This is a genomic window from Oceanomicrobium pacificus (genome assembly GCF_009833495.1).
In the GTDB taxonomy this organism is placed as follows: Bacteria; Pseudomonadota; Alphaproteobacteria; order Rhodobacterales; family Rhodobacteraceae; genus Oceanomicrobium; species Oceanomicrobium pacificus.
In genome coordinates, this window is the sequence record NZ_WUWG01000001.1 from 936050 (window position 1) to 949267 (window position 13218).

General features: G+C 65.2%; 13 protein-coding genes. 4 read left to right on the forward strand and 9 right to left on the reverse strand.

What is annotated here, in order from left to right; genetic code table 11:
• Window positions 1-41 precede the first annotated feature (41 nt).
• Together secB and GSH16_RS04635 are read right to left on the reverse strand one after the other, a co-directional pair.
• A complete protein-coding gene (secB, locus tag GSH16_RS04630) occupies window positions 42-536 on the reverse strand; it encodes a protein-export chaperone SecB (RefSeq protein WP_160852363.1) in 495 nt (164 codons plus the stop codon).
• Between the two features lie 87 nt (window positions 537-623).
• Window positions 624-1133, reverse strand: coding sequence for an FxsA family protein (locus GSH16_RS04635; RefSeq protein WP_160853031.1), 510 nt, complete (start codon window positions 1131-1133; stop codon window positions 624-626).
• 117 nt (window positions 1134-1250) lie between these two features.
• Between GSH16_RS04635 and GSH16_RS04640 the strand changes: the two genes are divergently transcribed.
• The 3 genes from GSH16_RS04640 to GSH16_RS04650 are packed head-to-tail and all read left to right on the forward strand — an operon-like array spanning window position 1251 to window position 3605.
• Window positions 1251-1922 (forward strand): Tim44/TimA family putative adaptor protein, encoded by a 672-nt coding sequence (locus GSH16_RS04640; RefSeq protein ID WP_160852365.1) that lies wholly within the window; start codon window positions 1251-1253, stop codon window positions 1920-1922.
• Window positions 1919-2971 (forward strand): murein transglycosylase A, encoded by a 1053-nt coding sequence (mltA, locus tag GSH16_RS04645; protein ID WP_160852367.1) that lies wholly within the window; start codon window positions 1919-1921, stop codon window positions 2969-2971. Before GSH16_RS04640 ends, mltA begins: the two co-directional genes overlap by 4 nt.
• 4 nt (window positions 2972-2975) lie before the next feature.
• Window positions 2976-3605 carry a Smr/MutS family protein gene (locus tag GSH16_RS04650; RefSeq protein ID WP_160852369.1) on the forward strand — a complete coding sequence of 210 codons (630 nt, stop codon included), beginning with the start codon at window positions 2976-2978 and terminating at the stop codon, window positions 3603-3605.
• Here GSH16_RS04650 and GSH16_RS04655 read toward each other — a convergent pair.
• From GSH16_RS04655 to hslV, 5 genes are all read right to left on the reverse strand, one after another.
• Window positions 3588-4814 carry an MFS transporter gene (locus GSH16_RS04655; RefSeq protein WP_160852371.1) on the reverse strand — a complete coding sequence of 409 codons (1227 nt, stop codon included), beginning with the start codon at window positions 4812-4814 and terminating at the stop codon, window positions 3588-3590. The genes GSH16_RS04650 and GSH16_RS04655 overlap by 18 nt on opposite strands.
• 42 nt (window positions 4815-4856) lie before the next feature.
• Window positions 4857-6350 carry a DUF2125 domain-containing protein gene (locus GSH16_RS04660; protein ID WP_160852373.1) on the reverse strand — a complete coding sequence of 498 codons (1494 nt, stop codon included), beginning with the start codon at window positions 6348-6350 and terminating at the stop codon, window positions 4857-4859.
• 106 nt (window positions 6351-6456) lie between these two features.
• A complete protein-coding gene (gene hslU / locus GSH16_RS04665; RefSeq protein WP_160852375.1) occupies window positions 6457-7764 on the reverse strand; it encodes an ATP-dependent protease ATPase subunit HslU in 1308 nt (435 codons plus the stop codon).
• The gene (locus GSH16_RS04670; RefSeq protein ID WP_160852377.1) at window positions 7757-8275 is read right to left on the reverse strand and encodes a GNAT family N-acetyltransferase; all 519 of its coding nucleotides are present in this window, start codon (window positions 8273-8275) and stop codon (window positions 7757-7759) included. The genes hslU and GSH16_RS04670 overlap by 8 nt, the downstream gene beginning before the upstream one ends.
• On the reverse strand, window positions 8268-8828 hold the full coding sequence (gene hslV, locus GSH16_RS04675; RefSeq protein ID WP_160852379.1) for an ATP-dependent protease subunit HslV: 561 nt from the start codon (window positions 8826-8828) through the stop codon (window positions 8268-8270). The genes GSH16_RS04670 and hslV overlap by 8 nt, the downstream gene beginning before the upstream one ends.
• 121 nt (window positions 8829-8949) lie before the next feature.
• Between hslV and GSH16_RS04680 the strand changes: the two genes are divergently transcribed.
• Window positions 8950-9921, forward strand: coding sequence for an endonuclease/exonuclease/phosphatase family protein (locus tag GSH16_RS04680; RefSeq protein ID WP_160852381.1), 972 nt, complete (start codon window positions 8950-8952; stop codon window positions 9919-9921).
• Window positions 9922-9992: 71 nt separating this feature from the next.
• Here the strand turns inward: GSH16_RS04680 and infB are convergent, their stop codons facing one another.
• A complete protein-coding gene (gene infB / locus GSH16_RS04685; RefSeq protein ID WP_160852383.1) occupies window positions 9993-12527 on the reverse strand; it encodes a translation initiation factor IF-2 in 2535 nt (844 codons plus the stop codon).
• 8 nt (window positions 12528-12535) lie between these two features.
• Window positions 12536-13186 (reverse strand): RNA-binding protein, encoded by a 651-nt coding sequence (locus GSH16_RS04690; RefSeq protein ID WP_160852385.1) that lies wholly within the window; start codon window positions 13184-13186, stop codon window positions 12536-12538.
• Window positions 13187-13218: the final 32 nt, after the last annotated feature.

Consider the following 13218-nt stretch of genomic DNA (forward strand, 5'->3'; position numbering starts at 1 on the left):
ATACGGCCCGGCCTTGTTGAGTTTGGTCTAGGTGCGGACGGTCAGTTGACCGGCGCGTCAGCCTGTTTTTCCTGCAACTGGGCCTGACGGCGCAGCAGTTCCTGACGGTAGAGTGCCAGATAGTCGATGCTGTCGAGGTTCAGCGGCGGGTAGCCGCCATCGCGGGTCACGTCGCTGACGATGCGGCGGATATAAGGGAAGATCATCCGCGGGCATTCGATCAGCAGGAACGGGTGCAGCTGGTCTTCGGGCACGTTCTGCACCTCGAACCGGCCGGCATAGTCAAGCTCGAGGATGAAGACGGTTGCATCGCCGGCCTTGCTCTCGATCTTCACGCGATTGATGACCTCGAACTGGTCGTCGGCAAGCTTGCGCGCATCAAGGCTGACCTGCACCGAAATCTCGGGATTGTTCTCGACCTTCAGGCCCTTCTGGATGGCGACATTCTCGAACGACATGTCGCGGACATACTGGGTCAGCACCTTCATGCGGGGCGGGGTCTGCTGTGCCGGCTGGGCGGCGTTCTCTTCGGCCATGGATGGTTCCTTGCTCAAAACATTTTTTCAGCGCTGGGTGTATCATCCCCGGCGCCGGGGAACAATGCGCAGCCTGTTTTTAAAGGCTCAATGCGGGTCGCGGGTCCAGCCGGAGGTGCCGCGGCGGGCATCAGGCGGTACATCGTCGAGGATCTCGAAATCGCCGTCGATGGTGGAACTGTCCCCGCGCGGCGGCTGCGGCGCGGCGCGTCCCGTTCCCGTCTGGTGCGACATGTAGACATAGGATTGCGCGGCCACCCGCGAAGCCCCCCATGAAATCAGCGCCTTGCGGAAGGGCGGGATCAGCAGCGCGATGCCGATGGAATCGGTGAAAAAGCCCGGCGTCAGCAGAAGCACACCGGCCACGAGGATGAGCGCGCCATTGGCGATCGGTCCGGTCGGATCGCCGCCGCGCTCCATGCTGTCCTGCAATTCGGCGAGCGTCGACAGGCCCTGGCGCCGCATCAGCGCCGTGCCGGCGACGGCTGTCAGGATCACGATTGCGAGCGTCGGCCACAGGCCGAGCAGCCCGCCGACCTGAATGAAGAGCGCGATCTCTAGGATCGGAACCGCGACAAATGCGAAAAAGAGCCATATCATGGGTCTGTTCCTGTTTCCTGTTCCCCGGATCCATTGGACTTGCCGATGGTGAGTGCTTACATAAGCCCCAACGGCCCGATCTTCCACGGGCAAACCAAAATAACGAGGTTCTCGATGGGATCCGCAATGGTCCAGATCCTTATTCTCGCCGCGATCGCGGTCTTTCTGGTGCTGCGCCTGCGCAGTGTTCTGGGCACCCGCGACGGTTTCGAGGCGCCGCCCGAGGCACAAAAACCCGCCATCCCCGAAAGCCCCGCCGACAATGGCCGGTTCGAGGTGATCGACGGCGGCGGCGTGGACCATGATATTGCCGACTATGTCGAGGCTGACGGCCCCGCCGGCCAGGCCATCACCAAGATGAAAGCCGTGGAACCGGGGTTCCGGGTGCATGATTTCGCCCATGGCGCCCGGGCGGCCTATGAGATGATCCTGATGGCCTTCGAAAACGGCGATCTGAAAACGCTGGAGACCTTCCTGTCGCCGGAAGTTTATGAAAGCTTCCGCGCCGTGGTCGAGGACCGGGCCGACAAGGGGCTTGAGGTGGATGCGACATTCATCGGCGTTCGCGAATTGCGTCTTGTCGATGCGAAGTTCGACGAGGACAGCCGCGAGGCTGACATCACGATGAAATTCGTGGGCGAGCTGACGTCCGTCGTGCGCGATGCGGAAGGCAATGTTGTCGAGGGTGACGCCACCACGGCACGGCGCCAGCGTGACATCTGGACTTTCTCGCGCGTGATGGGCAGCGACGATCCCAACTGGCTCCTGACGGCCACGGGTGAATGATCCGACGGCTGCGCAGCCTTCTGCTGGCGGCTGCGCTGGCCGGAACGGGTTTGCCCGCCGTGGCGGGTGATCTGGAGATTTCGCTCCTCGATTTCGACGATCTGCGCGGCTGGGCGGCGGATGATCATGCCGCCGCGCTTGCCGCTTTCCGGATAACTTGCAAGAAACCGCGCAAGACCGCGCTTGTGCCTGCGGAAGACTGGGCCGCGCCCTGCGTGGCGGCCAAATCGGTGACGGATGCGAAAGCCTTTTTCGAGACGCTCTTCCAGCCGATACTGCTGGAAAATGCGTCCCGCACCCTTTTCACCGCCTATTTCGAGCCGGAATTGCAAGGGTCGCGCAAGCGTGATGCGGTGTTCAAATATCCGGTCTACCGTTTGCCGCCCGACATGCCGAAGGACCGCAAGCCGTGGAAGACGCGTGCCGAGATTGAAGCAGGCGCGCTGGTCGGCAAGGGGCTGGAACTTGTCTGGCTCCGCGATCCGGTGGATGCGTTTTTCCTCCATGTGCAGGGCTCGGGCCGTATCCGGCTGGTCGAGGGCGGATCGATGCGGCTCGGCTTTGGCGGGCGCAACCATCACAAATACCGCTCCGTCGGCAAGGAAATGCTGCGCCAGGGCCTGATCCAGTCAGGCTCGGCACAGGCCATCCGCGCCTGGGTGGCGGAAGACCCGCAGGCTCGCACCCGCATCCTGCATCACAACCCCTCCTTCATCTTCTTCCGCGAGATCAAGGGTCTCGACGAATCTCTCGGGCCGCTCGGCGCGATGGGCAAACCGATCACCACATTGCGCTCCGTGGCCGTTGATCCGGCCTATACGCCGCTCGGCGCGCCGGTCTGGATCGAGCTTGACCGCGCGACCAACCCGATCCGGCAGCTGATGGTGGCGCAGGATGTCGGCTCGGCCGTCAAGGGTCCGCAGCGCGCCGATCTCTTCTTCGGCACGGGTGTCGAGGCCGGACAGCGTGCTGGCCGGATCAAGCATGGCGGACGGATGGTGCTTCTGCTGCCGCGCGGCACGGTGGCGCGTCTCGGGCTCGGGGGATGAGCCGATGGGGCGCCGGCGCAAGAAACTGTCAGACGACGACCGGGCGCTCTGGTCGAAGGTGGCCGACAGCACGGTGCCCCTCTCGGACGCGCAGCGAAATCGCCTGACAGCGCCGGACGCGGAAACCGGCGCGGGTGCCGCGCCCGTGCCGCCGCCGATCCCCGACCCGCAGCCGAAATCCCGTCCGCCGCAGATCAGCCTGCGCCCCGCACCGATCAGCCGGGAGCCGCGCACGCGCGTCAACCTTGCGCCCGACCCGATGGCCGCACCCGCACCCTCGTCCATCGGGATGGACCGCAAACGGTACCGGCAGATGTCGCAGGGCAAGCTGCGGCCCGAAGCGCGCCTCGACCTGCACGGCATGACGCTGAGCCGTGCGCACAGTGCCTTGCAGGGGTTTCTTCTGCGCGCCTATGCGGAACGGATGCGGCTGGTGCTCGTCATCACCGGCAAGGGCAACACCGCACGGCCGGAGGCGCATCACCTCGGCCCGCAACGCGGTGTGTTGCGCCACAACCTGCCGCATTGGGTGGACCAGCCGCCCCTGTCCCAGATCGTTCTGCAACTGGCGCCAGCGCACCGTCGGCATGGCGGCGGCGGCGCCTATTACATCTATCTACGCCGCACGGACTAGGTGCCGCCTCAGCCGCATCATCGCGGTGAAAAGCGGCAGGCTGACGATCAGGCAATAGCCCGCCATCATCAGAAGCTGGGTTTCGAATCCGATGCCTCGGTCGATCATCAACCCTGTGATCCCCGGCCCGATCGCGGAGGCAAACACCCCGAGCGAACTCGCGACCGCGCGCACGGATCCCAGATGTTTCGTGCCGTAGACATCCGGCCAGAACGCGCCGAAAAGCGCCGTGTTCATCCCGTGCATCATGCCAAGGAACAGGAAGGCGGGCAGCACCGACAGGAGTGTGTCGGCACGTGCGGCCAGCACCAGCCCGAGGCAGAGCGGCGCAAGGAAGAAAGGCAGGATGCGACTCGACCCGAAACGGTCGACGATCCAGCCGAACAGAAACATTGAGGCCACCCCGCTGCCGGTATAGATCGGGAAAAGCGCCACGAACCCCTCAAGCGGCCAGTCCTTCACCTCCGTCAGGTGGACCTGCTGGAAGAAAAAGGCGGTGCCGAAGGCGGGCGGCGCCATGAGTGCCGGCAGGCAGATCCAGAAGAGCCAGTGCGAGAGCGCATCGTGGCGGCTCCAGTGTCGGCCGTCCATACCGGTCTGGTCGGCTTCCGCGCCGGTGGTCCCGACCGGCTGGCGGTCCGCGCGCAGAAGAACGGCGAGCACCGGCCAGAGCCCCACAAGGATCAGCGCGGCCACGACCCAGCCGCCGCGCCAGCCGATGACGCCCATGATGAGCACGAAGATGATTGGCAGGAATGCCTCGCCCACGGAAAAGCCGAGCGAGGTGACGGACACGGCTTGCCCGCGCCGCGCGGCAAACCAGCGCCCGACATTGACGATGGCCATATGGCTCATCATCCCCTGCCCGCAATAGCGCAGAGCGAAGATGATGACGGGCAGAAGCATTGCGACCGGATTTGCCGCCATGGCGAGGGCGGCGCAAATGAAGAGGATCAGCACCATCAGCGTCAGGCGCTTCGGCGGGATCCGGTCAGCCAGCCCGCCCGACAGGAACATCAGCCCCGCCGAGGCCAGCGTGCCGATCGTGTAGATGCCGCCCCAGGCCCCGTGGCTCAGCCCGAAGGTCGCGCGGATCTCGCCCGCGAAGATCGAAATGAAGAAGGTTTGCCCGAAACTGGAGGCAAACATGAGCATGAAGCCGGCCGCGAGCCAACGGAGGTTGGCCCGCAGAAAGGCAAAATAGGACATGGCGTCAGCCTGTGTGCGGAGCGCCCGGGACCGGGCGCGGGGTTACTGCGGGATCGGCGTGCCGTTGGCGAGGATACCGTCCTGCGTGAAGGTAATGTCGGTGACGAATTCATCCGGACCGTCGCCCGGCTTGCCGAAAGCCATGATCATGCCCATGGCCATGCCGGCCTGCATCTGGTCGATGATCCCGGCCTGCACCAGCGCTTGCGAAAGCGTGGTTAGCCCGCGCAATGTGACGCGCACATCGCCCAGCGGTTTCGGCACATCGCCGCTATTGTCGAAGGTGACACCGCCGGTCGCATCGACGCTGGCACCCGCCGCCGACAGGGTGGCCACGCCGATGTCGAGTTTCTCGATCTCGCCGAATGTCTCGGCGTCCATCTGTTCCTCGACCGACAGCGGCACGTTGATCTTGCTCAGGCCGCTCAGGCGCAGTTCCAGATCGGCCGGTTCGCGCGGGATTGCGCTCGACGGGTCGATGAGCGCCCAGATCTCGTCATTCAGCGCCACCTTGGACACGCCGAGACCCAGCCGGATCTCGTCGCTGCCCTCTCCGGTCATCAGCGGCAGGCGCAGGTCAAAAAACCCGCCGCCAATATCCGCATCGATCGGCGGCAGCGGCATCGTGCCCCCGGTCTGTGTAAAGGCATAGTTGGCAGGGCCGAACGTGCCGGCATAGGTCAGGACGGCATTCTTGATCGCCGCTTCGAGCTGCGATCCGGTCGCCGTGCCGGAGAAGGCGAAGCTGCTGCCATCCTGCTCGGTCGTGCCGGTATAGCTGCTGTTGCCCGCATCGAGCGACAGTTCGCCCGACATGTAGCCCGTCAGGTAGTCCTTGAACTCTTCCTCGGTCCGACCGATGTCGAACGCATAGTCGAGCCGTACATCGTCGGTCCGGCTGGCGGAAACCGACCGCATCCCTTCCACCTCGGAAGCGAAATCATAATCGAGCGCCAGCGTGTCGGTGACAAGTTCACCGGCCACACGGTCCGCGACCGCGTCGTAGGAGAAATTCGATTCCAGCGCTTCGAAGCTCGCCAGCAGCATTTTCAGCGAAGGTGAAGCGGGATTGTCGCCGGCAATGCTCAATTGGCCGGCACGCAGTGCCACGTCGATCCGGTCTAGGATGGTCGGGTCGGGCACGATCGCGTTCGTGTCGATCTCCAGCCCGCTATTGGCCAGGTCGAACGCCAGCGGCGCACCTTCCGACCCGTCGGGGTTGAGTGGCGTGACGGTCAGTTCTGCCATGTCTGCAAGCGTGATGCGGGTCGTCCATTCGGTGCCGGTCGGGGCGAACCGGATCCATGGTGCGTCGAGCGACACCTGCCCGTCGGCGGATGTGTAGGAAAATTCGCTATAGGTGACACTGTCATCGTCGGCGACCGACTTGTCGGCGAAAGCGACGCGATTGCCCTGCGCTTTCATCACCGCGACATAGGCGTCGAGCGTCAGTTCCAGCTGTTCCTGCGCCTGCGGCGCGGTGGCGGGCAGAAAGGCGAGGGACAGCGCCAGAAGAGCGCCGGCAATTCGTGTCATCTGATCGATCCTGTTGGCCATGTCGGGTTTTGGCCGGATCGTAGAACGCAAACCGCCGCGGGGCAATTGCCGCGGCGGTTTCTTTTGAGAAAGCGGGTCGAGCCTGTCAGAGCACGTAGCGGCTCAGGTCCGTGGAGCGGGCCAGATTGCCGAGACGTTCCTCGACAAAGGCCGCATCGATGGTGATCTTCTCGCCGCCGCGGTCGGGCGCGGAGAAGCTCAGATCCTCGAACACGCGTTCGAGGATCGTGTAGAGCCGCCGCGCACCGATATTCTCGACGCTCGTATTGACCTCCGCCGCGATCCGCGCGAGCGCCCGGATGCCATCCTCGGCGAATGTCACCGTGACCTCTTCCGTGCCCATAAGTGCCTTGTATTGCAGGGTCAGCGCATTGTCGGTCTCGGTCAGGATGCGGACGAAATCCTCTTCGGTGAGGGCGCGCAACTCGACCCGGATCGGCAGCCGGCCCTGCAACTCGGGCAGCAGGTCCGACGGTTTGGCGATGTGGAACGCGCCCGATGCGATGAAGAGGATATGGTCCGTCTTCACCGGCCCGTATTTTGTGCTGACGGTCGTGCCCTCGATGAGCGGCAGCAGGTCGCGCTGCACGCCTTCGCGGCTGACATCGGCACCGCGCGCGTCAGAACGGGCACAGACCTTGTCGATCTCGTCGATGAAGACGATGCCGCTCTGCTCGACCGCATGGATCGCGGCCTTGGTCACGCTTTCCTCGTCGAGCAGCTTGTCGGCCTCCTCGGCAATCAGGACTTCGTAACTGTCGGCCACCTTCATCTTGCGGCGCGTCTTCCGGCCGCCAAGGGCTTTGCCGAAGATGTCGCCCAGATTCATCATGCCCATGTTTGCGCCCGGCTGGCCCGGGATCTCCATCATCCCGAGCGGGTTGGACGTGTCGGTCAGTTCAAGCTCGATTTCCTTGTCGTCAAGCAGACCGTCGCGCAGTTTCTTGCGGAACATGTCGCGGGTCTGGTCGCGTGCATCGCGGCCGGCCAGTGCTTCGACCACGCGGTCCTCGGCAGCCGTGTGGGCAGCGGCTTTCACATCCTCGCGCATATGCTCGCGCACCATGATCTGCGCGGCATCGACCAGATCGCGGATGATCTGCTCCACATCCTTGCCGACATAGCCGACCTCGGTGAACTTGGTCGCCTCGATCTTGATGAAGGGCGCGCGGGCGAGCTTTGCCAGACGGCGCGATATCTCGGTCTTGCCGACCCCGGTCGGGCCGATCATCAGGATGTTCTTGGGGTAGACCTCGTCGCGCAGCTCGTCGGTCAGGCGCTGGCGGCGCCAGCGGTTGCGCAGGGCAACGGCCACGGCGCGTTTGGCATCTTTCTGGCCGATGATGAACCGGTCCAGTTCAGACACGATTTCGCGGGGCGTCAGATCAGTCATTCTGCCTATCCGTTTCCTTGTTGAGCTCCATCAGGAGCGTGTCCTCGGCCTCGCCCACCAACGCAAAGCGGCGGAAGCCGGCTTTCTCGTAGGCGCGGACCGCCTGGCCGTTGGCCAGATCCGGATCGATGATGAGCCGGTCGGCGCCGGCGTCGACAAGTTTCGCCACGAAGGCGCTCAGGACCTCGGGTCCGAGCCCGCGACCAAGCGCCGAGACCGGGCCGAGGAAAATGTCGATGCCCACCAGATCGGGATCGAGCGTGGCGAGCCAAGGTTCCTCCGGCGCATCGGCATAGGCGCCGACGCGCCAGGCCTGCACATAGCCCACCGGCTGGTCATCCTCGTAGACCAGGTAGCCGTTGCAGTCGGGATTGCCCAGATCGCCCTCGATGAGCGAGATCTCGCGCTCCGGGTCGCCCCACCAGCGGCGCACATGCGGCAGGGACAACCAGTCGCGCAGGCGCGGAAAATCATCCCGATGCACCGGCTTGAAGCTGATCCTGTCAGCCACCGATCCGTTCCACGACCATGTTTCCGTTCGTGTAGACGCAGATCTCGGCGGCGATTTCGAGCGCGCGGCGGGCGATCTCCTCGGCGCTGCGGTCCGTGTCCATCTGCGCCCGCGCGGCGGCCAGCGCGAAATTTCCGCCCGAGCCGACGGCGGCGATATCATTTTCCGGCTCCAGCACGTCACCCGCACCGGTCAGCACGAACAACTCGGTCCCGTCGGTCACGATCAGCATCGCTTCGAGGTTGCGCAGATACTTGTCCGTCCGCCAGTCCTTGGCGAGGTCGACACAGGCGCGGGCCAGTTGCCCGGGCGTCGCTTCGAGCTTGGCTTCGAGCCGCTCCAGAAGTGTGAACGCATCGGCGGTCGATCCGGCAAAGCCGCAGACCACATCCTGCCCGCCGGGTGACAGGCGCCGCACCTTTCGGGCCGAGCCCTTGATGACCGTCTGGCCGAGGCTCACCTGCCCGTCGCCGGCAACGACCACCTCTCCGCCCTTGCGCACCGCGACGATGGTGGTGCCGTGCCAACCGGGAAACCGATCCGTTTCGCTCATGTCCCTCTCCTTCGTTCGGGCTGATATATGTCTGCTGTCCGCAATTTGCCAGAAGCGTCACATAAGCCGGCCCAATTGGGTGATATTCTGCCGGCTTCACGGATCAGGCGAAGGAGCAGACATGCAGATCAGCGTCGGGACGTTCAACCTCAACAACCTCTTCTCACGGTTCAATTTTCAGGCCGACATTGACGGGATACCGCCGCAGGAAGCGGGTGGGATCGCTTTGACCTTCCTGCCCGATCAGGTGGCGGTGCGCACCTTCATGGGGCGGCTGGTGAAGGCCAAACCCGCGGATGCGACGGCGGAAGTGGCCCGTCGGATCCTGGACATGGATCTTGATGTGCTGGCCGTGCAGGAGGTCGAGCATGTCGACATCCTGCGCCAGTTCAACCGCGACAATCTGAACGGGCTTTATGCGGAAGTGGCGCTCGTTGAAGGCAACGATCCGCGCATGATCGATGTTGGCATCCTGTCGAAACTGCCGATCGGCCCGATCACCTCGCATCAGGCCGCGCGGCATCCGGGTGATCCGGGCCGCCGCGTCTTCGGCCGCGACCTCTTGCAGGTGGAAATCCGGAAACCGGACGGATCCAAGGCGTTCACGCTCTACAACACGCATCTGAAAAGCCATTTCGTGCCCCACGATCAGGATCCCGTGGCGGGTGCGGCGGCGGCCAATGCACGGCGGCGGCGACAGGCAGAAATGGTGGCCGACATTATCAGCCGGCAGGAACGTGCGGGCGGCAAGTTCATCCTGACCGGCGACATGAACGACCCCGAGGATTCCGCCGATCTTGCGCCGATGCTGGTGGTGGACGGCCAGCCGCTCGTCGACGGGCTGGCCGCGGCCGCAGAAACCCGCCCGCCGAAGCCCGAGACGCCGGGGCAAGGGCCGGGTCCGGCGCGGCCGCAATGGACCCACCGGTTCAACCCGAGCGGACCGGAGCCGCCGCGCTATGAGCTGTTCGACCAGATCTGGCTGTCACAGGGGCTGGCGCCGCATCTCGTCTCGGCCCATATCGACCGCCGCACGCGCCATGGCGGCGACGGGTCGGACCATGACCCGGCCTGGGTGGTGCTCGACCTGTGACAGCCCGCCTGCGCAACAACAAAGGCCCCGCACACTGGCGGGGCCTTTCCTGATCTCGTATCGCGCGGGGCTCAGAGCTCGCGTTCGATTTCCTCGGTCTCGAAAATCTCGATCACGTCGCCTTCGCGCAGGTCTTCGTATTTCTCGAAGGCCATACCGCATTCCTGACCGGACTGGACTTCCTTGACCTCGTCCTTGAAGCGCTTGAGCGTTTTCAGCTTGCCTTCGTGGATCACCACATTGTCGCGCAGCAGGCGCACGCCGGCGTCGCGGCGGGCAACGCCCTCGGTGACCACACAGCCTGCGATCTTGCCGACGCCGGTGATCTTGAAGACCTCCTTGATTTCGGCATAGCCGATGAAGGTTTCCTTGATCTCGGCGGACAGGAGGCCCGAGGCCGCTTTCTTCACGTCATCCACGAGATCGTAGATGATCGAGTAGTAGCGGATTTCCACGCCCTTCTGGTTGGCACTTTCACGGGCCGGCGCGTTGGCACGGACGTTGAAGCCGATGATCGGCGCGCCGGAGGCTTCGGCAAGCGTCACGTCGCTTTCGGTGATGGCTCCGACGCCGACATGGAGCACGCGCACGCGCACCTCGTCGTTGCCGATCTTCTCCATCGCCTGGACGATCGCCTCGGCCGAGCCCTGCACATCCGCCTTCACGACGATCGGCAGTTCCGACACATTTTCGCTGGCCTTGGCCTGCGCGAGCAGCTGGTCGAGCGAGGTGCCCGCGCCTGCAGCGGCTTTCTTGTCCTTGGCGAGACCTTCGCGATAGGCAGCAATCTCGCGCGCGCGGGCCTCGTCGGGCACCACGTTGAGCACGTCACCGGCTTCGGGTGTGCCGTTCAGGCCGAGCACCTCGACCGGCACCGACGGTCCGGCTTCCTCGACCCGCTCGCCCTTGTCGTTGATGAGCGCACGGACCCGGCCCCACTGTTCGCCGACGACGAAAATGTCGCCGCGCTTCAGCGTGCCCTTCTGGACCAGAACGGTCGCGACCGGACCGCGGCCCACGTCGAGCTGCGCTTCGATCACGGCACCTTCGGCCGCGCGGTCGGGATTGGCTTTCAGGTCGAGCAGTTCGGCCTGCAGCGCAATCGCTTCCAAGAGCTTGTCGATGCCTTCGCCGGTATGGGCGGAGACTTCCACGTCGAGCACGTCACCCGACATGGCTTCCACGATCACCTCATGCTGCAGCAGTTCGGTGCGGACCTTGTTCACGTCCGCGGCCGGCCGGTCGATCTTGTTGATCGCGACGATCATCGGAACGCCCGCCGCTTTCGCGTGCGAGATCGCTTCGATGGTCTGCGGCATGACGCTGTCATCGGCGGCGACGACGAGCACGACGATATCCGTCACCTGCGCGCCACGGGCACGCATCGAGGTGAAGGCGGCGTGGCCCGGCGTGTCGAGGAAGCTGAGCACGGCCCCGCCCTCGGTCGTCACCTGATAGGCGCCGATATGCTGGGTGATGCCGCCGGCCTCACCGGAGACAACATTGGCCTGACGGATCTTGTCGAGCAGCGAGGTCTTGCCGTGGTCGACATGGCCCATGATCGTGATGACCGGCGGACGGGCCTGGAGATCTTCCTCCCGGTCCTCCTCGGTGACGATCACATCTTCCACGTCTGCGTCGGACACGCGAACCGGCTTGTGGCCGAATTCCTCGACGATCAGTTCCGCCGTGTCGGCGTCGATCGTCTGGTTCTGGGTGGCCATGATGCCGTTGGTCATCAGCGCCTTCACGACTGCCGCGACACGTTCGGCCATACGGTTGGCCAGTTCCTGAACCGTGATCGCCTCGGGGATCTGAACGTCACGAATGACCTTTTCCCGCTCTTGGCTCCCGCCGGACATCTTGCGCTTCTCGCGCTCCTGCCGCCGCTTCATCGCGGCCATGGACCGCTGGCGGCCACCGGCGGCACCGCCGGTGACCTGCGCAATCGTCAGCTTGCCGCGGCGGCGATTGTCATCGCCCTTGCCACGGGCCGGCTTGCGCGGGGCTTCCTTGGTTTCCTTCTTCGGCGCGGTGCCGTGGCCGGTCTTGGGCGCAACCTTGCCGGATGCCACGCGGGCTTCCTGGGCCTGGGCGGCTGCCGGATCGGGCGCGGCTTCCTCTGCCGGGGCGCGGCGCTGCTTGGGCTTGGCGGAGCCGCTGGCCTTCTCGGCCGTGGCTTCCTGGGCCTTGCGGCGTTTTTCCTCGATGGCGGCGAGACGCGCTTCCTCGCGGGCACGCTCCTCGGCCTCGCGCTGCTCCTTCTCGGCGCGCAGGCGGTCCATCTCTTCCTTGCGACGCTCTTCTTCCTCGCGTTCGCGGGCGCTGCGCTCCTGTTCCTCGGCGCGCGCGGCCTCGAGCGCCTTCAGGCGTCGCTGCATTTCCACGTCCGGGACCGCGGGCTTTCCGCCCTTGGACCGGCCGCCACCCTGACCCGACCCGGCCGCGCCGGGCTTGGGAACGACCACGCGCTTGCGTTTCCGCTCCACGGTCACCGATTTGCTGCGGCCATGCGAAAAGCTCTGGCGGACGTGGCTGGTTTCCGTGCCACCGCCGCGCAGTCCGAGCGTTTTGCCCTTGCCGTCATTGCCGGTCTTGTCACTCATGCGTATCTCTATCCTTCATCGCCGGAGCCTGTCCGGTCCGTCCGTCCTGCCGGGGCCCCCTGGCCCTGGCCTTGTCGCAGTCCCGCGAGGCGCATGGCCTCGGCGCGGAGCGTTTTCGTGATCCCTCCGGCCTTCAGCGCGGCATGTATCACAGTTTCGCGCCCAAAGGCCAAGCCCAATTCCTTGGCCGAAAGGCATGTCACGTGGGATTCCGGCCCGTTCGGGGGCCGGAATGCCGATTTTTCGCGTGCCGACCCGTCATGGGCCTGCACAAGCAGGGCCGCGTCGCCCGAAACGAGCGCATCGCGGGTCTTTTCGCGCCCCGCCACCGCCAGTCCGGCCTTGCGTCCGAGCGACAGCAGATCGATGACCCGCCGCGCCAGAAGCGACTCCACCCGGTCGGCCAGATCCGGGTCCGCGTCGAGCTTCTGCCGCGCCGCGCGCGAAAAAAGCCCCTTGCGCACCGCCAGGTCGATCGCGGCGCGGTCAGCCGAAACCCAGAGCCCGCGGCCCGGCAACTTGCCCGACAGATCGGGCACGACCTGCCCGTCAGGCGCGGCGACGAAACGGATCAGACCCGCCTTGGGCGCCGTGTCTCCGGTCGCGATGCAGCGCCGCTCGGGCGTGCTGCGATCCTTTGTCCGTCCGCCGCGGCTCATCGCGCGATCCCCGTCCTCGCTCTGCCGGTCCG

What these genes read in the sequence shown, in the direction of transcription:
- hslU (WP_160852375.1), bottom strand. Translation starts at nt 7,764, where the DNA reads ATGACTGATCTGACGCCCCGCGAAATCGTGTCTGAACTGGACCGGTTC.
- mltA (WP_160852367.1), top strand. Translation starts at nt 1,919, where the DNA reads ATGATCCGACGGCTGCGCAGCCTTCTGCTGGCGGCTGCGCTGGCCGGA.
- secB (WP_160852363.1), bottom strand. Translation starts at nt 536, where the DNA reads ATGGCCGAAGAGAACGCCGCCCAGCCGGCACAGCAGACCCCGCCCCGC.
- GSH16_RS04660 (WP_160852373.1), bottom strand. Translation starts at nt 6,350, where the DNA reads ATGACACGAATTGCCGGCGCTCTTCTGGCGCTGTCCCTCGCCTTTCTG.
- infB (WP_160852383.1), bottom strand. Translation starts at nt 12,527, where the DNA reads ATGAGTGACAAGACCGGCAATGACGGCAAGGGCAAAACGCTCGGACTG.
- GSH16_RS04650 (WP_160852369.1), top strand. Translation starts at nt 2,976, where the DNA reads ATGGGGCGCCGGCGCAAGAAACTGTCAGACGACGACCGGGCGCTCTGG.
- GSH16_RS04655 (WP_160852371.1), bottom strand. Translation starts at nt 4,814, where the DNA reads ATGTCCTATTTTGCCTTTCTGCGGGCCAACCTCCGTTGGCTCGCGGCC.
- hslV (WP_160852379.1), bottom strand. Translation starts at nt 8,828, where the DNA reads ATGAGCGAAACGGATCGGTTTCCCGGTTGGCACGGCACCACCATCGTC.
- GSH16_RS04680 (WP_160852381.1), top strand. Translation starts at nt 8,950, where the DNA reads ATGCAGATCAGCGTCGGGACGTTCAACCTCAACAACCTCTTCTCACGG.
- GSH16_RS04690 (WP_160852385.1), bottom strand. Translation starts at nt 13,186, where the DNA reads ATGAGCCGCGGCGGACGGACAAAGGATCGCAGCACGCCCGAGCGGCGC.
- GSH16_RS04640 (WP_160852365.1), top strand. Translation starts at nt 1,251, where the DNA reads ATGGGATCCGCAATGGTCCAGATCCTTATTCTCGCCGCGATCGCGGTC.